General features: G+C 44.4%; 17 protein-coding genes. 6 read left to right on the forward strand and 11 right to left on the reverse strand.

Annotation, left to right across the window (positions count from 1 at the left end):
• The first annotated feature begins 35 nt into the window (after positions 1 to 35).
• Positions 36 to 506: a zinc ribbon-containing protein gene (locus VIC_RS01430; protein ID WP_006957362.1), complete on the forward strand. Its 471-nt coding sequence runs from the start codon at positions 36 to 38 to the stop codon at positions 504 to 506.
• A gap of 66 nt (positions 507 to 572) precedes the next feature.
• Here VIC_RS01430 and lnt read toward each other — a convergent pair whose 3' ends face one another.
• From lnt to miaB, 5 genes are all read right to left on the reverse strand, one after another.
• On the reverse strand, positions 573 to 2081 hold the full coding sequence (gene lnt, locus VIC_RS01435) for an apolipoprotein N-acyltransferase (protein WP_006957363.1): 1509 nt from the start codon (positions 2079 to 2081) through the stop codon (positions 573 to 575).
• Positions 2082 to 2119: 38 nt separating this feature from the next.
• On the reverse strand, positions 2120 to 3019 hold the full coding sequence (gene corC / locus VIC_RS01440; protein ID WP_006957364.1) for a CNNM family magnesium/cobalt transport protein CorC: 900 nt from the start codon (positions 3017 to 3019) through the stop codon (positions 2120 to 2122).
• Between the two features lie 100 nt (positions 3020 to 3119).
• Positions 3120 to 3590, reverse strand: coding sequence for an rRNA maturation RNase YbeY (ybeY, locus tag VIC_RS01445; protein ID WP_006957365.1), 471 nt, complete (start codon positions 3588 to 3590; stop codon positions 3120 to 3122).
• Complete coding sequence (locus tag VIC_RS01450; protein ID WP_006957366.1) at positions 3587 to 4684, reverse strand: PhoH family protein; 1098 nt, start codon at positions 4682 to 4684, stop codon at positions 3587 to 3589. The genes ybeY and VIC_RS01450 overlap by 4 nt, the downstream gene beginning before the upstream one ends.
• Positions 4685 to 4792: 108 nt before the next feature.
• The gene (miaB, locus tag VIC_RS01455; RefSeq protein WP_006957367.1) at positions 4793 to 6217 is read right to left on the reverse strand and encodes a tRNA (N6-isopentenyl adenosine(37)-C2)-methylthiotransferase MiaB; all 1425 of its coding nucleotides are present in this window, start codon (positions 6215 to 6217) and stop codon (positions 4793 to 4795) included.
• 288 nt (positions 6218 to 6505) lie between these two features.
• Between miaB and VIC_RS01460 the strand changes: the two genes are divergently transcribed.
• A complete protein-coding gene (locus VIC_RS01460; protein WP_006957368.1) occupies positions 6506 to 7660 on the forward strand; it encodes a 2-octaprenyl-3-methyl-6-methoxy-1,4-benzoquinol hydroxylase in 1155 nt (384 codons plus the stop codon).
• Between the two features lie 67 nt (positions 7661 to 7727).
• Here VIC_RS01460 and crr read toward each other — a convergent pair whose 3' ends face one another.
• The 5 genes from crr to cysZ form a co-directional block, all read right to left on the reverse strand.
• The gene (gene crr, locus VIC_RS01465) at positions 7728 to 8237 is read right to left on the reverse strand and encodes a PTS glucose transporter subunit IIA (RefSeq protein WP_006957369.1); all 510 of its coding nucleotides are present in this window, start codon (positions 8235 to 8237) and stop codon (positions 7728 to 7730) included.
• A gap of 105 nt (positions 8238 to 8342) precedes the next feature.
• A complete protein-coding gene (gene ptsI / locus VIC_RS01470) occupies positions 8343 to 10067 on the reverse strand; it encodes a phosphoenolpyruvate-protein phosphotransferase PtsI (RefSeq protein ID WP_006957370.1) in 1725 nt (574 codons plus the stop codon).
• Positions 10068 to 10204: 137 nt separating this feature from the next.
• On the reverse strand, positions 10205 to 10462 hold the full coding sequence (locus tag VIC_RS01475; RefSeq protein WP_006957371.1) for an HPr family phosphocarrier protein: 258 nt from the start codon (positions 10460 to 10462) through the stop codon (positions 10205 to 10207).
• Positions 10463 to 10761: 299 nt separating this feature from the next.
• A complete protein-coding gene (gene cysK / locus VIC_RS01480) occupies positions 10762 to 11730 on the reverse strand; it encodes a cysteine synthase A (protein ID WP_006957372.1) in 969 nt (322 codons plus the stop codon).
• A gap of 198 nt (positions 11731 to 11928) precedes the next feature.
• The gene (gene cysZ / locus VIC_RS01485) at positions 11929 to 12666 is read right to left on the reverse strand and encodes a sulfate transporter CysZ (protein ID WP_006957373.1); all 738 of its coding nucleotides are present in this window, start codon (positions 12664 to 12666) and stop codon (positions 11929 to 11931) included.
• A gap of 208 nt (positions 12667 to 12874) precedes the next feature.
• Here cysZ and zipA point away from each other — a divergent pair, with 208 nt between their 5' ends.
• From zipA to VIC_RS01505, 4 genes are all read left to right on the forward strand, one after another.
• Positions 12875 to 13801 carry a cell division protein ZipA gene (gene zipA, locus VIC_RS01490; RefSeq protein WP_006957374.1) on the forward strand — a complete coding sequence of 309 codons (927 nt, stop codon included), beginning with the start codon at positions 12875 to 12877 and terminating at the stop codon, positions 13799 to 13801.
• A gap of 156 nt (positions 13802 to 13957) precedes the next feature.
• Entirely contained in the window at positions 13958 to 15967 is a 2010-nt protein-coding gene (ligA, locus tag VIC_RS01495; protein ID WP_006957375.1) for an NAD-dependent DNA ligase LigA, read from the forward strand.
• Positions 15968 to 16463: 496 nt separating this feature from the next.
• The gene (locus tag VIC_RS01500) at positions 16464 to 17519 is read left to right on the forward strand and encodes a porin (RefSeq protein ID WP_006957376.1); all 1056 of its coding nucleotides are present in this window, start codon (positions 16464 to 16466) and stop codon (positions 17517 to 17519) included.
• Between the two features lie 132 nt (positions 17520 to 17651).
• The gene (locus VIC_RS01505; RefSeq protein ID WP_006957377.1) at positions 17652 to 18452 is read left to right on the forward strand and encodes a hypothetical protein; all 801 of its coding nucleotides are present in this window, start codon (positions 17652 to 17654) and stop codon (positions 18450 to 18452) included.
• Positions 18453 to 18996: 544 nt separating this feature from the next.
• On the opposite strand, the gene VIC_RS01510 is transcribed toward VIC_RS01505, so the two are convergent.
• On the reverse strand, positions 18997 to 19449 hold the full coding sequence (locus tag VIC_RS01510; protein ID WP_006957378.1) for an NfeD family protein: 453 nt from the start codon (positions 19447 to 19449) through the stop codon (positions 18997 to 18999).
• Position 19450: the final 1 nt, after the last annotated feature.

Raw genomic sequence — 19450 nt, forward strand, 5'->3', positions numbered from 1 at the left:
GCGCAATTCTCCCGAGTCGCTAGAAGGAGGTCACTATGCCAAAACGTAAAGCAGGTTATGAGGAGATGTTTGAGGATGTTGTGGAAGCGCTCAAACATAGCCCAGATGAAGTCAACCACGTTTTTGAAACCTCAGAAAAGGTCGTTGAGGCGGCCAACGATTTGACTAAAGATGAACTGGCTTTGGTGTCAGCGTATGTGAAGTCAGATTTGAAAGAGTTTGCTGATAGCTACGAGGAATCGAAAGGGGGGCCTTTTTATCTTATGGTGGCAGACTCTATCTGGCAGGGGCTATTGGATATCACAGACCGAACAAAGGTCGAATGGGTTGAATTGTTTGCTGACTTAGAACACCAAGGGTTGTATCAAGCCGGTGAAGTGATTGGGTTAGGTATTTTAGTGTGTGACGAATGTGGTCATAAAACGCAATACAACCATCCAACCGTGATCATTCCATGCACGAAATGTGGTGGGAAGGGCTTTAGCCGCCAGCTTCTGAAACCCTAAATGAAGTGTTCCTACTACTGACAAAAAGGGTGACGTTTGCACGTCACCCTTGCGATTAATCTACTATTACTTTCTCAAACGCCAACCGGTAACCAAACTTAGTATTACCCAGATGTAGAGTGGCCAAGTACCGAACTCTCGATAGGGAGTCTGCCCTTGGGTAGAGGTGACCTCTGCGCGCAATACCTCCGTCTCGAACTGAGGGATCTGTGTGGTGATGTTGCCTTTGTAATCGGTCACTGCGGTGACGCCATTATTGGTAGAGCGAATGACAGGTTTACCTAGCTCAAGCGCTCGCATTCGAGCAATTTCCATATGTTGCAATGGGCCGATTGATTTACCAAACCATGCATCGTTGGATAGAGTGAGGATAAAGTCAGTGTCATCTGTGACATTTTCACGCACTTGCTCGTTGAAAATAATCTCATAACACAGTGCCGGTGCCATCTGCTTGCCATTAGCCTCAATATTAGGCTGTATAAAGTCGCCACGACTAAACGAGGACATCGGCAGGTTAAAAAATGGCGCCAACGGCCTCAAAATCTCCTCAAAAGGCACAAACTCACCGAATGGTAACAGGTGATGCTTGTGGTAGCGCTCGCTCATATCAAAGCTGTAATCGCCATAAGGTGTTTTACCGACAGTAAGTATGCTGTTGTAAAACTGACGGTCTTCTCCTTGATTAACCACACCTGTTATGACAGCACTATTGTTCATTTTAGCGGCCGAGTCTAAGTTACTCAGATAGGAAGAGATTTCAAACTCAAACGCTGGAATGGCGGCTTCTGGCCATATGATGATATCAGCATCCCAGTTTTCGCGCGTCAGATCAGTGTATTTCATGATGGTCGGCCAGCGTTCTTGTGGTAACCATTTCTTTGCTTGATCGACGTTGCCCTGAATGAGGGCTATTTTGGTGGTGCTATTTGGGTCAACTGTTACCCAATTGGCTGACTTAAGTCCATAGCCGGTGGAAAAAATAACAGCAGGGATGAGAAGATGAAGCCACTGTCGTTGGCTAAAGGCATAGATGATACTGCCAGCACTGATTATCAGCAGTAGAGTCAGTAACTCAACGCCACCAATCGGAGCAAAATTCGCGAGGGGGCTGTCGATTTGGCTGTAGCCAAGCCATAACCATGGGAACCCTGTCATGACCCAACCGCGCAGCCAGTCACAAATCAGCCAAATAGCTGGAGCGGCAAGCAGAAAGCGTGTGCGGTTACTGTGTGGAAAGTAACGATTAAGGCTCCAAGCAAACAGCGCAGAATAAATTGCAAGATAGCCGACCAGTAGCGCCATGAGAAAAACGCTGGCGATTTTCGGCATACCACCAAAATTGTCAATGCTGATGTGTACCCAACTGATCCCAGTTGCAAATTGACCAATTCCCCACGCGTAGCCAATCCATAAAGCACGCTTTGCACTTTGTTGATGAATTAAGGCCAACAATAGCAGTGGGCTAAGGATCGCCAAAGGCCAGAGCTGAAACGGAGCAAATGCGAATGTAGTGAGGGCGCCAACAAAAACGGCCGCAAGCGGCCGTTTTAGGCGATGAAAAAGTGTTTTTATCATCGTTATACTTCTGAGTATCCCAGTTCGGGAAATTAGCGTTACTCTTCGGCTGGTTCCGGAAGAGGCTCTTCGTCGGGGATGGTTACTTGAAGCTGTAACACGCGACGATTGTCCGCAGAGGTAACCTTAAAGCTATAATTTTCCAATTCAACCACTTCACCGCGTGAAGGAAGATGACCGAAAGCTGTCATTACCATGCCACCAACTGTGTCGACTTCTTCATCACTGAATGAAGTGTTGAAAGTGTCATTGAATTCTTCAATTGTCGTTAGGGCTTTTACTGCATAGGTGTGTTTGCTGAGTTTACGAATATCCAGTTCTTCTTCATCGTCGAATTCATCTTCGATTTCTCCAACGATTTCTTCGAGAATATCCTCGATAGTCACAAGACCAGAAACTCCACCGAACTCATCTACGACAATGGACATGTGATAACGTTCCTCACGGAACTCTTTTAATAGGCGATCTACTCGCTTACTTTCAGGAACAACGACCGCAGGGCGGATCACCTGTTCGATATCAAATGGCGCACTGCCTGAGCCTAAATATTTAAGTAAGTCCTTCGCTAACAGGATGCCTTCAACATGGTCTTTATCTTCACTGATGACTGGGTAGCGAGAGTGCTGAGCGTCAGTGATAAGGTTAACCAATGCGTCTAAATCGTCGCTACGGTCAACGGTAACCATTTGTGAACGTGGGATCATAATATCGCGCACGCGCATTTCTGCGATTTCCATAACGCCTTCAAGCATGTCTCGGGTGTCATGGTCAATCAGGTCATTTTCTTCTGAGTCGCGGAATACCTCCACAAGCTCCTGGCGATCTTTAGGTTCGCCTTGAAATAGTTGACCTAGGCGTCCGAAGAAGGACTTTCTACTCGGACCTTCAGATTTTTCTTTTTTACCTTCTAGAGAAGAGGGCGAATTGTCTTCGTTCATTGTTTCTCAATTAAGTAACGCTATCAGAAGTGTGATAGCTCACGTTGAGGGTATGAGAGAGGTAAATAATGAACTCTCAAACCCTCACATGCGAGTGACCCTAAGGTGACTCTTTTTCAGCTATATATGGGTCTTCAAACCCCATACCCAGCATGATTTCTGTTTCGAGGGACTCCATCTCTTCGGCTTCGTCATCCTCGATATGATCATAACCTAGCAGATGCAGGCTACCATGTACAACCATATGCGCCCAGTGTGCCATTAATGGCTTAGATTGCTGATCGGCTTCTTGCTCAACCACCTGTCTACAAATGATCAGATCACCCAGCAAATCCATTTCAATACCCGGAGGTGCTTCGAAAGGAAAAGACAGCACATTGGTTGGTTTGTCCTTGCCGCGATAGTCATGGTTAAGCTGGTGGCTTTCTTGCTCATCGACAATACGGACAGTAACTTCGGCTTGAGGCTGAAACTTTGCCACAGCCGAAGTTAACCAGAGATGAACATCTTCAGAGCTCGGTAAGCCTTTTTCATCTTCGACTGCTAATTGAAGATCTAGTTCGATGCTCATGACGGTTTCGTCTCCGGAGTCACAGAAGACTGAGCCGCTGGCGCTTCCTGAAGTTTTGCTTCGCGCTCTTCACGACGACGCTTTTCGTATTCTTTACGCTCTTTTTGATCTTGCGCTTCCCACTTTTCATAGGCATTGACGATACGTGCAACCACTGGGTGTCGAACGACGTCGTCAGACTGGAAGAAGTTAAAGCTGATTTCATCCACTTCATTCAGCACTTCAATCGCATGGCGAAGGCCTGATTTTGCGCCGCGTGGTAAATCGATCTGAGTGACGTCACCAGTGATGACTGCACGGGAGTTAAAACCGATACGAGTCAGGAACATCTTCATCTGTTCTACAGTGGTGTTTTGACTTTCATCGAGAATGATAAAAGCGTCATTTAGTGTACGACCACGCATATAAGCCAACGGTGCAACTTCAATGACGTTACGTTCAATCAACTTTTCGACTTTTTCAAAGCCAAGCATCTCGAAAAGCGCGTCATAGAGTGGACGTAGATACGGGTCGACTTTTTGGCTTAGGTCACCTGGGAGAAAGCCCAGCTTTTCGCCCGCTTCGACAGCAGGACGTGTTAGTAGAATACGACGAATCTCTTGACGCTCTAGAGCATCTACGGCGGCAGCAACGGCAAGGTACGTCTTACCTGTACCGGCAGGGCCAATACCGAAAGAGATGTCATGTGTGACCATATTGACCAGATACTGAGCTTGATTCGGTGTACGCGGTTTAATCACGCCCTTCTTGGTCTTGATAAAGACTTCTTTACCATGCTCAAGGTTGGACTCAGTGTCTTGTTCAAGTACACCCGTCTCTTTGATAGCCAAATGAATTTCTTCTGGTTCAATATCCGGAATATTGCCGCGGACAGGCGCAGTATTGACGTAAAGGGTTTTGATGATTTCCAGTGCAGCCGCTGAGGTATGAGGTTTACCCACGATGGTAAAGAAGTTGCCTCGGTAGCTGATTTCGACACCTAAACGGCGTTCTAAGTGTTTGATGTTATCATCGAAAGGACCGCACAGACTCGCTAGACGGCGGTTGTCAGAAGGTTCTAGATCAATCTCTAGAGTCACAATTTTATTGCTCAAAGTTGCCTCTCATTATTGGCCATTTCCTAGAAGCCCGATTTAGACCGGGCTTCCAATGGCTTTATATACCTATATCTAAGATGGTCACTCAGATAGGTATTTTCAAGCTTAAGGCGTAAAGGTTGCTACACCTAGCTCATCTTCGCGTTTTGTTTTTGCCATCATCTGAGTTGGCGAAATCACAGTACGCAGATCCATGTCTTTCTCTGTACGCACAATTTCACCACGTAATGAATTAGCGAAGACATCAGTAATTTTCACATCGACAAACTGACCGATGAGTTCAGCATTGCCTTCGAAGTTCACTACGCGGTTGTTCTCAGTACGTGCGCGAAGCTCCATTAGATTCTTTTTCGAAGGGCCTTCAACCAAAACGCGTTGCTCTGTACCAAGCATCAGACGAGAGAAACGCATTGCTTGCGCATTCACGGTTTGCTGAAGTTCGTACAAACGCTCTTTCTTGGTCTGCTCTGACAGATCACATGGATAGTCGGCAGCTGGCGTCCCTGGACGCGGAGAGAAGATAAAGCTGAAGCTCATGTCGAAATCGACATCTTTGATCAGCTTCATTGTTGCTTGGTGGTCCATATCGGATTCACCTGGGAAACCGACGATAAAGTCAGAGCTGATTTGGATATCAGGACGTGCTTTACGCAGTTTACGGATAATCGACTTGTATTCGATACCTGTGTGCGGACGCTTCATCATTGTTAGGATGCGGTCGCTACCACTTTGCACTGGCAGGTGCAGGAAGCTCACAAGCTCAGGTGTGTCTTCGTAAACAGCAATAATGTCATCTGTGAACTCAAGTGGGTGACTGGTGGTGAAACGAATTCGGTCGATACCATCAATCGAAGCGACAAGGCGAAGTAGCTCGGCAAAGCTACAGATATCACCTTCGTGCGTTGGGCCACGGTATGCGTTAACGTTCTGGCCGAGAAGGTTTACTTCACGAACGCCTTGTTCTGCTAGCTGCGCGATTTCGAACAAGACATCATCCATTGGGCGGCTGACTTCTTCACCACGCGTGTATGGAACAACACAGTAGGTGCAGTACTTCGAACAACCTTCCATGATGGAAACAAACGCGGTTGCGCCTTCTGCACGAGGTTCTGGTAGACGGTCAAACTTCTCAATCTCAGGGAAAGAGATGTCCATAACAGGCGCTTCATTACTTTGTGACTGCTTGATCATTTCAGGCAGACGGTGCAATGTTTGAGGGCCAAAGATAACGTCAACGAACGGCGCACGCTCGCGAATGTGGTCACCTTCCTGAGTAGCTACACAGCCCCCCACGCCAATAACAACACCTTCTTTTTTATCTTTAAGGGTTTTCCAACGACCTAGCTGGTGGAATACCTTTTCTTGTGCTTTTTCGCGGATAGAACAGGTATTCAGTAGTAGTACGTCTGCTTCTTCTGGTTCTTCCGTCAGCTCATAGCCGTTAGCAGCATTCAGTAGATCGGCCATCTTAGATGAATCGTATTCGTTCATCTGGCAGCCCCAGGTTTTAATTAGCAGTTTTTTACTCATGTTGTTCGCTCGATCGTTAGTTTAAATTAAGGGAGCAAATCGCCCAGTGTGGAACAGTGTCAACGCTGCATATTTCATGTGGTTGACTATATTTTAGCCGCCCTCTCGGCGGTAAGCGGCGTATTGTACTGCTTTAAAAACCTACTGACTAGTGCTGTCACACATTCAGTTAAATCCTATGTAGTGCAAGGGATTTGCCCTTATTTGTGTTGAGGTTTTTAGTTACATTTTAGTAATGAAAAAGTACAATGAAAATCAGCCAGATAATCAACAAATAAAGTACAAATTATGACCAGATATGATGTTGCCGTTATCGGTGGCGGTATGGTTGGTGCGGCGATTGCGATCGGTTTCGCCAAGCAAGGCAGAACCGTTGTTGTCGTAGAAGGCACGGCTCCTCAGGCGTTTTCAGCAGAGCAGTCGATGGATATTCGAGTTTCGGCGATCTCAGAGCATTCTGTATCGATATTGGAAGAGCTGGGTGCATGGCAGGCAATATCACAGATGCGAGTATGTCCTTATCGTAGGCTGGAAACTTGGGAACATCCAGAATGCAGAACCCGCTTCCATGCTGATGCACTGAATATGGAGCGGCTTGGCTACATTGTCGAAAACCGCTTGATTCAGTTGGGGCTGTGGGGGGAATTTGAGCGTTACTCTAATATTACGCTTTGCTGCCCAGACCGATTAGAGCATATTGAGTTTGGTCAACCTTGCTCTGTTAGCTTAAATTCCGGTCAGTCCTTTCAGGCTGACTTAGTTGTGGGGGCTGATGGAGCAAATTCTCAGGTCAGAACTCTGGCTGGGATTGGCGTGACGGCATGGGACTATCGTCAACATTGTATGTTGATCAATGTTGAGACAGAACTTCCACAGCAAGACATTACCTGGCAGCAATTTACGCCATCAGGACCGCATTCGTTTCTTCCGTTATGCGGTAATCAGGGGTCATTGGTCTGGTATGATTCTCCTCAGCGAATCAAACAGCTGTGCTCTATGACCAATGAGCAGCTAAGGCAAGAGGTTCTGAGTCATTTTCCTGCCGAATTAGGCGATATTAAAGTGCTCCAAGCTGGTTCATTCCCTCTAACCAGACGACACGCACAGTCCTATTCAGCGCTTGGTTGTGTGCTTGCCGGCGATTCGGCGCATACAATAAACCCGCTGGCAGGGCAGGGGGTGAATATTGGCTTTAAAGATGTTGAAGCGTTACTTGAAGTGACAGAAGGAAAAATACATTTTTCGCAGGAAGTGCTCAGGCTCTACGAACGTAAACGTCGCCCTGATAACCTGCTTATGCAATCGGGCATGGACTTTTTCTACAAGAGTTTTAGTAACGATCTGGCTCCACTGAAATTTGTCCGCAACGCGGCATTGAAAGTGGCTGAGAATGCTGGGCCGTTAAAAAGTCAGGTGTTGAAGTATGCGTTGGGGCTAAAATAATCTAAGATAAAGGCAATAAAAAACGCAGCTGAGTCGCTGCGTTTTTTTGTATTTGGCTAAGTAAAAATTACTTAGTTACGCGTAGGACTGGTGTTTCACCTACGGATACTGAACCAGATAGTTTGTTCAGCTCTTTGATTTCGTCCATGTTAGAGATAACGACAGGCGTTAGAGTTGATTTTGCTTTCTCTTCTAGAAGCGCTAGATCGAACTCGATGATAGTGTCGCCAGCTTTAACTGTTTGACCTTCTTCTGCAATACGCTTGAAGCCTTCGCCTTTTAGTTCAACAGTATCGATACCGAAGTGAACGAATAGCTCTACGCCGTCATCAGACTCGATTGAGAATGCGTGGTTAGTTTCAAAGATCTTACCGATTGTACCGTTTACAGGAGCTACCATTTTGCTGCCAGCAGGTTTGATAGCAATACCGTCACCAACGATTTTCTCAGCGAAAACGACATCTGGCACATCTTCGATGTTTACGATTTCACCAGACAGAGGCGCGATGATTTCAATTGCACCTGCGTCAGCACTGTCGTCAGATACTAGCTTCTTAAGTTTGTCAAACAGACCCATTGTGTCATGCTCCTAACGTTTTATTTAATTCTGTCGAATTATAGTATACCAATCTCACAAGATAGACGACTATTTTTAGCCGTCTATCTTAATGGTATCAGTCAATTATTGAGTTTTCTCTGCGATGAATTTTTCTACAACGGCTTCAATTTCTGCCGCTGTTGGTAGAGAAAGCGCTTCTTCTGCCATTGCTTTTACTTCTGCAAAGTTCGAGTTACGAATCACTTTCTTCACTTTAGGAATAGAGATGCCGCTCATAGAGAACTCGTCTAGCCCCATACCTAGAAGTAGAAGTGTCGCACGCTCATCACCTGCTAGCTCACCACACATACCAGTCCACTTACCTTCAGCGTGAGAAGCGTCAATCACTTGCTTGATTACTGTAAGTACAGCTGGAGACAGCGGGTTGTATAGGTGTGAGATCATCTCGTTACCACGGTCTACTGCTAGTGTGTACTGAGTAAGATCGTTAGTACCGATAGAGAAGAATGCGACTTCTTTCGCTAGGTGGTGTGCGATAGCAGCGGCTGCTGGAGTCTCAACCATTACACCGATTTCGATGTTTTCGTCAAATGCATGGCCTTCAGCGCGAAGTTCTGCTTTGTATTCTTCGATAGCTTTCTTCAGTTCACGGATCTCTTCAACAGAGATGATCATTGGGAACATGATGCGAAGTTTACCGTGTGCAGATGCACGTAGGATGCCGCGTAGCTGGTCACGAAGGATTTCACGACGGTCTAAGCTGATACGAACTGCGCGCCAGCCTAGGAATGGGTTCATCTCTTGTGGTAGATCCATGTATGGAAGATCTTTGTCACCGCCAATGTCCATTGTACGGATGATCACTGATTCACCGTTCATTGCTTCCGCAACTTCTTTGTACGCTTGGTACTGCTCTTCTTCAGTTGGCAGAGCGTCACGGTCCATGAATAGGAATTCAGTACGGTACAGACCGACACCTTCACCGCCATTACGGATAATGCCATCACAGTCTTTAACCGTACCGATGTTACCGCACACTTCTACACGGTGACCGTCAGTAGTCTCTGCGTGGAGATCTTTTAGCTTCGCTAACTCTTCTTTTTCAGCAAGGAATGCCGATTTCACCGCCTTCGCTTCTTCTAGTTCAGCTTCCGATGGGTTGATAACGATTTTGTTGTTCATCGCATCAAGAATCAGCATGTCGCCGTTCTTCACTTGCTTAGTGATGTCGTTAGTACCAACGATAGCTGGAAGCTCAAGAGAGCGCGCCATGATTGAAGTGTGAGAAGTACGACCGCCGATGTCACAAGCAAAACCAAGAACGTAATCTAGGTTGATTTGTGCAGTTTCAGATGGCGTTAGGTCGTAAGCAACTAGGATTACTTCTTCATTGATATCGCTAAGTGAAACGATATTGATGCCAAGAGCATTTTTAACAAAACGTGTACCGATATCACGGATATCCGTTGCACGTTCCTTTAGGTATTCGTCGTCTAGAGATTCAAGAGCAGTCGCTTGTTCTTCGATAACCGTGTGAATCGCGTTATCGGCGTGCATCTTGTCGTTTTTGATCAGTGCTAGGATTTCTTCTTCTAGCTCTTCATCTTCAAGAAGCATGATGTGACCTTCGAAGATCGCTTCTTTCTCTTCACCGAATGTTTCAAGGGCTTTCTGCTTGATAGTTTCAAGCTGAGCTGCTGATTTGTTACGTGCGTCAAAAAAGCGAGCTACTTCTGCTTCAACTTGAGCATCAGCAATTGAGTGAGTGTTTAGGACAATTTCATCTTCTTGAAGTAGTAGTGCTTTACCAATAGCAATACCTGGAGATGCTAGGATGCCTGAAATCATAGCCTTACCTTAAATTGGTCAACTTTAAACGGGAGAAAATATGAGTGCGCTAACGATAATGTGTAGCTTAAATCTTGGCCTATTTCCAACAAAGCCATTTTGCTTTCACAAAATGGCTTTGAAAATAGGAGACCGGATTAGTGTAGTTGATCCATTAGAGCAACTAGGTGGTCAACAGCTTGTTGAGCTTGAGGGCCCTCAGCTGAGATAGTAACCTGCGTACCTTTTACTAGGCCAAGAGTTTGAAGTTTGAACAGGCTTTTCGCGCTAGCGCTTTTACCGTTAGAAGTCACAGTGATGTCTGCATCAAAGCCTTTTGCTTCTTTAACAAACTGTGCAGCTGGACGAGTGTGAAGACCGTTTTCTGCAGTGATTTCTACTTGCTTCTCGTACATGTTATATACCCCAATTGATTTATATTTTGATAGTTTCTAAATCAGATTCAGCTTAACCCCGAATGTCGCTTTGTGCCAAATACACAATATTCATTTAGTGTCATAGTCGATACTGATTGCAAATTTTCCAGTCATGATTCCAATCTGTGCTGGATATCATCACTGGGATAAATTCTTATTTAGCTTTTATTTTGAAGCTAAAAATAAAACTGCCCTGATATTACCAAAGGTGAGGCAGGGATCAACAAAAAAGCCCCATAAAGGGGCTTTTTTAGACTAAAAATTGATTTGGCAACGAATTACTGTTGGTTCTCTTTCTCTGTAAAGATGCCCGCAAACAGCGCTGTACTTAAGTAACGCTCACCTGAACTAGGAAGTACGGTTACGATAGTTTTTCCTTCAAATTCAGGTAGTTCTGCCAGTCTATTAGCAGCGACAACAGCCGCGCCAGAAGAGATACCTGCTAGAATACCTTCCTCTTCCATCAGTCTACGTGCCATTTCGATAGCTTCTTCAGAAGTGACTGACTCAACACGGTCCAAAAGCTCTAAATCTAAGTTACCAGGGATGAAGCCAGCGCCGATACCTTGAATTTTGTGTGGTGCAGGTTGGATTTCTTCGCCTGCAAGTGCCTGTGCAATGACAGGTGATTCTGCTGGCTCCACGGCAACAGAAACAATGTTCTTACCTTTCTCACCCTTAATGTATCGGCTTGTACCTGTAATAGTACCGCCTGTACCCACACCAGCAACGAATACGTCAACTTCGCCATCAGTTGCTTCCCAGATCTCAGGACCTGTGGTTTTTTCGTGAATCTGAGGGTTGGCTGGGTTGTTGAATTGCTGAAGAAGTAGATATTTGTCTGGGTTAGCCGCAACAATTTCTTCTGCTTTAGCGATTGCGCCCTTCATGCCTTTTGCTGCTTCTGTCAGCTCAAGGTTTGCACCTAGCGCTTTTAGCAGTTTACGGCGTTCTAGGCTCATAGACTCGGGCATCGTTAATGTAAGTTTGTAACCACGAGCAGCTGCAACGAATGCAAGAGCAATACCTGTATTACCACTGGTTGGTTCAACAAGCTCTACGCCTGGTTTCAACGTACCAGCTTTTTCAGCTTCCCAAATCATGTTGGCACCGATACGGCATTTAACACTGAAGCTTGGGTTACGAGCTTCAATTTTCGCCAATACTTTACCTTTACTGACCTTGTTCAGGCGTACCAGTGGTGTGTTGCCGATGGTAAGAGAGTTATCTTCGTAGATTTTGCTCATGTCGTGATCCTTCATCTGTTAAAAGCTAATTTGTCTCTGAAAAAACGAGAGCGATTAGCTGGTAATATGTGTGCTCATTATAGAGTTCGTGGATAGAAGAGTAGGCTAGCTAAAAATTCTAGAGAAGGATTAAAAAGTTATAACTTATTAGAATGGGATGAAGTGCATGTTATTCATCTAACATGCACTATTTGTTACTCAACGTTTGAACTCAGCAACCCAAATGGCTGTCGCACCACAGACTGCAACGGGCATCACGATAAGGTTTAAGATCGGGATGGTAGTAAAGATGGCCACCAACGCTCCAAAGCTGTAAGCCTTGCCTTGTTTTTGTTTCAAACTGTTACGCATTTCGTTAAATGGCACTTTGTGATTGTCAAAAGGGTAATCGCAATACTGAACGGCCAGCATCCAAGCGGTGAACCCAAACCAAAGAATTGGCCCAAGCGTCTGACCCAAAGCGGGAATCAAAAGCAAAATGAACAGGCCGATAGCTTTTGGCAAAACATAAAGTAGCTTTTTCCATTCGCGAGCAAGAATACGAGGAGTGTCTTTGACTACGGCTAACATCCCATCGTCGTTAACGGCTTTACCTGTCAGATGCTCTTCTACTTTTTCGGCCAATAGACCGTTAAATGGTGCGGCAACGAAATTAGCCAGCGTACTAAAGAAGTAGGAGAAGGTGGCAAGTATGGTCAGGACCAGCAAAGGCCACAATATGTAACTTAACCAGGAAAGAAATCCGGGTAGTTGCCCCATTAACTGCTCTATCCAAACATCTAAGTGTGAAAACAGATAAAACAGCGCACCACCCACAAGCAAGACATTTGCTAATAAAGGAAGCAGAACAAATTGACGGATACCGGGCTTGACTGCGAGTTCAAGTCCGTAGAAGAAGTAACCAAAACCGGATCGTTGTTGTATGTTTGAATTCATAAGCCCTGACTGTTGGTGGTGTAAAATCGAACGCTTTTTATCTTAACAAGAAAAAAGCGTGTTCAAAATCACAACATTGCGTGAACTTCTCACATTAAGTTGTTCTAAAACAGGGGAGAGTTTTGGTAGAGTTACTTATAGAAAGGTTTAACCAAATTCGATAAGTTGGTTTACGGACTAGGTATATCGAGTAATTTGAGAGCGAAAAATGCAGGAATTGCGATTTGTACTCATAATTGTCGGAGCTTTAGCAATAGCAGCGCTATTGTTCCACGGTTTATGGACAAGCAAAAAAGAAGGAAAGGCCAAGTTTGGCAGTAAGCCTCTTCGTAAATTGGATGCCGATAAAGAGGATGATCCTGAGGCGATGCCAGAACGTGCATTTGCACCTGAAGACGATTTTGAAATCATTCGTAAAGAGCGCAAAGAACCCGATTTCGCTGAAGAGAAACTCACAGCCGATCCATTGATCGATGGTTATGTTGAGCCAGACGTTGCTCTTGAGCCTCAATCTCAGCCTGAGTTGCCTTCTGAGAAAGTTGAGCAAAAGGTAATCGAAGAGCCTGATCTAGACGTGCCATCAATTTCTACCAAAGCGCTGGATGAGATTGAAGCGAGCGTGGAAACAGTTGTAGCCTCAGAGCCAGAAGACACAGAACCTTTGCCGGGAATCAACGAGCCAGTTGAGCCTGAAGCCACCGTTGCTGAGCCGGAAATGCAAGTGATTGTGCTTAACGTCCATTGTGCTGGAAGCGAGCCGTTTGTTGGAACTAAGTTGTTTGATAGCATGCAGCAAAATGGCCTGCTTTATGGAGAAATGGACATATTCCATCGTCATTCAGATCTATCCGGAACAGGCAAGGTGCTGTTTAGCGTTGCTAATATGATGCAACCTGGTACGCTTGAGCATGCAGACCCAGCAGAGTTTACAACCAAAGGTATTTCATTCTTTATGACGCTACCTTGTTATGGTGACCCAGAGCAGAACTTTAAGTTGATGCTAAAAACAGCTCAGCAGATTGCAGATGATTTAGGCGCAAACGTACTCGATGACGCTCGTAACTTAATGACGCCAAATCGTCTGGATGCTTACCGAGCGCAAATTCAGAGTTTTAAAACAGCAGAATCTGCGTAAGCTACCCATAATTCATTCAAGGCTCCGAATCCGGAGCCTTTCTTTTTTGAACAAAGTATAGTTGCGAACCAGACAAAGCCTGTTCATACTCCTGCAAATTATATCCCGACATCGATATGATATCGGTCGTTAAAACGATTAAGTACAGAGTTATTTATGTCACAAGAGATTCAAGAAAGACTCAATCAATTACGCGAAACGCTCCATTACCACGGAGTCAAGTACTATGTAGAAGACAATCCAGAGGTTCCTGATGCGGAATATGATCGTCTGATGCGTGAGTTATTGGAACTTGAGGCAGAGCATCCAGATTTGGTGAGTATTGATTCTCCAAGTCAGCGAGTCGGCGGGCAACCGCTTGACGGATTTCAGTCAGTGACGCACGAAATTCCGATGCTGTCTCTGGACAACGCTTTCGATGACGAAGAGTTAGAAAGTTTTCACAAGCGCATGTCTGATCGTATTCCAACAGCAGAATTCAATGTCTTTTGTTGTGAACCTAAGCTAGATGGCTTAGCCGTAAGCTTATTGTATGAAAATGGCATCTTAGTTCAGGCTGCTACTCGTGGCGACGGTACTACTGGTGAGAACATTACTGAGAATGTTCGTACTATCAAATCGATCCCGCTGAAGTTGAGTGGTCAAGGTTGGCCGCAACGTATTGAGGTACGTGGTGAAGTCTTTATGCCAAAAGAAGGCTTCGACAAATTGAACCAACAAGCCCAGAAAAAGGGTGAGAAAGTCTTTGTCAACCCACGTAACGCAGCAGCAGGAAGTCTGCGTCAGTTGGATTCCCGTATTACGGCCACACGTCCTCTTAGCTTCTACGCATACAGCGTTGGTGTTGTGGAAGGAATTGCATTGTCTGAAAGCCACTATGAGCGCTTTCTGCAACTGAAAGGCTGGGGGCTGCCAATGTGTCCTGAAACTCGTCGAGTTGCTAATTTGACCGAAGTAAAAGCCTACTATCAAGATATACTAGAGCGCCGAGAAGCTTTACCGTATGAAATCGATGGGGTTGTGATTAAAGTCGACGATATTGCATTACAAGAACAATTAGGCTTTGTTGCTAGAGCACCACGATGGGCGATTGCTTACAAGTTTCCTGCGCAAGAAGAGATCACCTTGCTTAATGATGTTGAGTTCCAAGTCGGACGGACTGGAGCGATTACACCTGTTGCCAAACTGGAACCCGTGTTTGTTGGCGGTGTGACAGTAAGTAACGCAACTTTACACAATGCGGATGAAATTGAACGCCTTGGCGTGAAAGTTGGTGATAGCGTGATCATTCGTCGTGCAGGAGATGTGATTCCACAAATTGTTTCTGTGATTGAAGAGCGTCGACCAGGTAATGCTCGCGACATCGTATTCCCTGAGCGGTGCCCTGTGTGTAGCTCAGAAGTGGAACGTATTGAAGGTGAAGCGGTTGCTCGTTGCTCTGGCGGTTTAGTGTGTCAGGCGCAACGTAAGGAAGCTCTTAAACACTTCGTGTCGCGCAAAGCTCTTGATGTTGATGGACTCGGAGAAAAGGTGATTGAACAGCTAGTGGATCGTGAGATGGTCGAAACACCAGCAGACTTATTCAAACTATCTGCAGGGGTAATAACTGTCCTAGATCGTATGGGCCCGAAATCGGCGCAGAATGTTGTTGATGCATTAAACCAGGCTAAGTTGACAACACTGCCTCGATTCCTCTACTCCCTTGGCATTCGGGAAGTTGGCGAAGCCACAGCAGCGAATCTCGCTCAGTACTTTAAAACTCTGGATGCAGTAAAAGCTGCTAATCACGAACAGCTCATTGAGGTCTCTGATATTGGTGACATTGTTGCGAGCCATGTTATTGCTTTCTTTGCACAGGATAAAAACCAACAAGTCATCCAAGATCTTCTCGACCAAGGGATAGAATGGCCTGAGATTGAAGAGCAGAGTGAAGACACTCCCCAGCCGTTAGCTGGAAAAACGGTGGTTCTTACGGGCTCCTTGTCACAGTTATCTAGAAATGATGCGAAATCTGCACTGCAGGCGCTAGGTGCGAAAGTAACGGGTAGTGTGAGCAAAAAAACAGACATTTTATTTGCTGGTGAAAATGCAGGCTCTAAACTAGCAAAAGCACAAGAGTTAGGTATAGAAATCAAAACAGAGCAGGACTTAGTCGATCTGATCTAAATCTAGTTACAATAGTAGAAAGGCCACCCATATGGGTGGTTTTTTTTTGTGGTAAAAATACTGATGTTTTTAACGGTTGTAGAGGCCAAAATTAATGCAGTGATCAAGATCTTATAACTGAGAAAGTTCCCTTTTTCATTATTTTTATGCGAGTCACTTCAAAGTTAATTTATCTGTTTTTATGTTTAAGTTTTTGATTTCTAATGATTATTTTGTTTTTATCTTAATTGTTATTAGGGTAGGTGGATCTTGATCACTATGTTTAGAAAAATTTGTAGCTGGTCATATTTTTTTATTTAGAAATTAAGTTCTGATTGATGTTTTTTGTCGCGAAGTTAGTCTTAAAGCCATGGATACACCGGGTGTATGCAGAATTAGAAAGTGAGGAATTAATGATTAATCTTTTGCTTTCGTCATAGGAAATGATTCTCCCTTCGGCGGCCAACTTAAGGTGAGAACAACAAAAACAGCTATATCCATTTTTAGGAGTTTTTCCATGGAAAAAATGTTCAAACGCACTCTTCTTGGTGCAGCAGTGGCGATGGTTTCTACAGGTGCATTAGCAGCTGAATCATCTCAGGTTGGTATTATCTCTGACTTCAATGTCCAAGCTTACGGTGTGGCAGCGATCTCGATCGTAAACTACGACTCTGAAGAGACGAAAGCAGGTGTTACTAAAGATACTGGTACCGGCTATGACTACGAAAACGAATCACGTATTGGTTTCCGTGCTAGCAAAGATATGTACGAGAACGTAAATGTTTTCATGCAGATTGAATCTGGCTACGTTGGTGAAAATGGCGATGGCGCATCACTGGGTAACCGTGATACTTTCCTTGGCCTAAAAGGCGATTGGGGTAAAGTGCGCTTTGGTCGTATGCTGACACCTATGTATGAAGTAATTGACTGGCCTTACGCGAACCCTGGTTTAGGTGCTGTATGGGACTGGGGCGGTGATGTTAAATACAACCGTGACCGTCATGGTGATATGGCTCGCTACGATTCGGTTGATTACAACGGTTTCACTTTCAATCTGGCAACTGGTCGTGGTGATGCAAGCGTAAAAGACAACTACTTCTACGGTGCAGCCGCGCACTATCGTCTGAATGACAGCCTAACTTTCCATGCTGCGCTGGAAACTGAAACGGATCGTCAAACTGATGCAGATGCTGGTACTCTGGCTGATACGTTTGGTTACCTAGTCGGCTTTGAAGCGTCTCTTCCTGCAGGCTTTGGTATTTCTGGAGCATATAAAGCTGGTGAGTCTGATGAGCAAGGTGGTGCAAAATCGGAACAGGCTTCATACTCTGTTATCGGTCAATACTGGACTGGACCATGGGGCTTCAAGCTAGGTTACGCAGCCAATATGGATTCAGAAACTGCAGGTGTTAAAACAAACAACGAAGATAGTGTTGTATCTGGTCAGTTAATGTATGTTCACAATGGTTTCGTACCATACGTGCGTATTGCACAGCGTGATATCCTTTCTTCAGATGGTTTAACAAACACAGAAACATTTGTTGTTCGTGTTGGTCTAGAGTACGGTTTCTAAGAGTTTTCCAATTTGTTCTTAATAAAATGCGCTGGCCCTTGTTGGCCAGCGTTTGTTGTATTGAGAGGTAGAGCCTGAAGATAAAGGGTAATTCGAATAGTATATAACGGAGTAATTTCCAGGGTGGTTTATATGAAGAAAATTATTTTAGCGTCACTTCCTTTATTGATGGTAGGTTGTACCACACTAGATTCAACGAGCGATTTTACTGATGTTGTAAAACGAGTTGAATCTAAACAGAACTATCAAATTATTGTTGGTAAATCACTAACGCCGAATGCACTTGAAGTGAATGGTAGTCAGTTGGTGAAGTCATCACTAGAGTTGAATTATGTAACTCCAACACAGAAAAAAAATGTACCAGATTCCTTTATTAAAATGGAATTGCAGTACTTTAAAAACTATAACGAATTTAAAACAGTAAAGGTTGAAGGTAGCAATAAAGAGGTTGCTCTAAAGCCTTACGCTGCATCAGCGGAAACCTGTAGTGATGTATGTACTCAAACTCAGTATGTCAGATTTCCAGTGTCTAGCCAGCTTCTCGCACAGCAGCCGTATCAAGATCTTAAATTTGATGTAACCGCTTCAAATGCTAATAACATTACTTTCTCTATCCCTTCAGGTTACATTGAAGCGATTGTGAACAGTGCCAATTCTAATGTAGATCCGGCTGTGGTAGCTGCTCCTGTTGCTGCCGCGACTCCTGTAGCTCACAGCTCGTCTTCAAAAGCGATAGAGATGACACAATATTGGTTTGAGCAAACGCCAAAAGAACAACGTGATGATCTATTGAGCTGGGCGGTTGAAAATCGCAACTCAACCAAACTGACGCTTACAACTGATTCCAAGCAACAAGAAATGTTTGGTTACTGGTATGGAAAAGCAACGAAAGAAGAAAGAAAAGCAGTCATTAAACAACTGCTAGAATTATAAAAAGAGAAGGAGCCGAAAAGGCTCCTTTTTTCATCTCATTACCGTACCATCGCTATTTTCACATATAACTATTGGCATACGTTCAACTACCCCTGAGCTTAATTCACATTTCACTATTGGGCCCGAAGCAGTGCTTCCTACGGGTGATTGTGCTGCTACCGAAAAACTAAAAATAAGACTACATGCTAACGCAACGAAATATTTCATAATAAACACCTCACTAAAGATCCCATTAAAGAGATATTTATCAGTATGTCGCTTAACGATAAAAGATCAAAAAAAAGTTTAGTTATTTAAAATTTTCTTTAATAAATAACTCTTACTTTTTGTGAGAAACTAATTAATAACTAAATGATATGGTTAGAATGTTATTTTGTTTGAAATGAGAAGATTGATTTTGATTAATGCTATTTGTCGGTATAAATAGCAACTTAATTCAAGACAATAATGCGTTAAGTATTTGAATACTATCACTTGTTACTTCAAGGGAAGTGTTTCTAGAAGAAAAAAGGCTCTTTGTTAAGCAAAGAGCCTGAGATAGAGATTATTTTTTTTCTTCTATAGTGAGAATAATACCGTTCACTTGAGTTATTTCTACGAGTGTACCTGCGGGTATCGCGTGTTCAGTTTGCGCTGACCAAGTGGTATCCCCCACTTTTATGCGATGCTTTCCTGGCGCTAGGTTTTCTTCAACCAGAACTGTCTGGCCAATGAGTTGTTTCTGCTTCTGGTTTAAGTCTCGGTTTAGGTCGTCGGAGGAGTCCTTCTTAAATTGTCGTCTCCACCATAGCCAGGTTGTCATGAGTGAAAATACACTAAAAGCAATCCACTGCAGTTGCCAGCTCATCGGAAGTAAAGTAAGTAGTAGGCCTACGATTAAAGCCGACAAACCCAGCCAAAGAAAGTAACCAGCAGTACCAAGCAGTTCCACAGCCAGTAAAGCTAGCCCGAAGGCAAGCCAGTGCCAATAATTGAGAGAATCTAGTAGTTCGAACAAG

Origin of the sequence: Vibrio coralliilyticus ATCC BAA-450 (genome assembly GCF_000176135.1) — a bacterium.
Lineage (GTDB): Bacteria > Pseudomonadota > Gammaproteobacteria > Enterobacterales > Vibrionaceae > Vibrio > Vibrio coralliilyticus.

Coding starts and splice junctions, on each gene's coding strand:
- zipA (WP_006957374.1), top strand. CDS start 12,875: ATGCAGGAATTGCGATTTGTACTCATAATTGTCGGAGCTTTAGCAATA.
- VIC_RS01475 (WP_006957371.1), bottom strand. CDS start 10,462: ATGTACGAGAAGCAAGTAGAAATCACTGCAGAAAACGGTCTTCACACT.
- ligA (WP_006957375.1), top strand. CDS start 13,958: ATGTCACAAGAGATTCAAGAAAGACTCAATCAATTACGCGAAACGCTC.
- cysK (WP_006957372.1), bottom strand. CDS start 11,730: ATGAGCAAAATCTACGAAGATAACTCTCTTACCATCGGCAACACACCA.
- lnt (WP_006957363.1), bottom strand. CDS start 2,081: ATGATAAAAACACTTTTTCATCGCCTAAAACGGCCGCTTGCGGCCGTT.
- miaB (WP_006957367.1), bottom strand. CDS start 6,217: ATGAGTAAAAAACTGCTAATTAAAACCTGGGGCTGCCAGATGAACGAA.
- ptsI (WP_006957370.1), bottom strand. CDS start 10,067: ATGATTTCAGGCATCCTAGCATCTCCAGGTATTGCTATTGGTAAAGCA.
- VIC_RS01460 (WP_006957368.1), top strand. CDS start 6,506: ATGACCAGATATGATGTTGCCGTTATCGGTGGCGGTATGGTTGGTGCG.
- corC (WP_006957364.1), bottom strand. CDS start 3,019: ATGAACGAAGACAATTCGCCCTCTTCTCTAGAAGGTAAAAAAGAAAAA.
- ybeY (WP_006957365.1), bottom strand. CDS start 3,590: ATGAGCATCGAACTAGATCTTCAATTAGCAGTCGAAGATGAAAAAGGC.
- cysZ (WP_006957373.1), bottom strand. CDS start 12,666: ATGAATTCAAACATACAACAACGATCCGGTTTTGGTTACTTCTTCTAC.
- VIC_RS01505 (WP_006957377.1), top strand. CDS start 17,652: ATGAAGAAAATTATTTTAGCGTCACTTCCTTTATTGATGGTAGGTTGT.
- VIC_RS01500 (WP_006957376.1), top strand. CDS start 16,464: ATGGAAAAAATGTTCAAACGCACTCTTCTTGGTGCAGCAGTGGCGATG.
- VIC_RS01430 (WP_006957362.1), top strand. CDS start 36: ATGCCAAAACGTAAAGCAGGTTATGAGGAGATGTTTGAGGATGTTGTG.
- crr (WP_006957369.1), bottom strand. CDS start 8,237: ATGGGTCTGTTTGACAAACTTAAGAAGCTAGTATCTGACGACAGTGCT.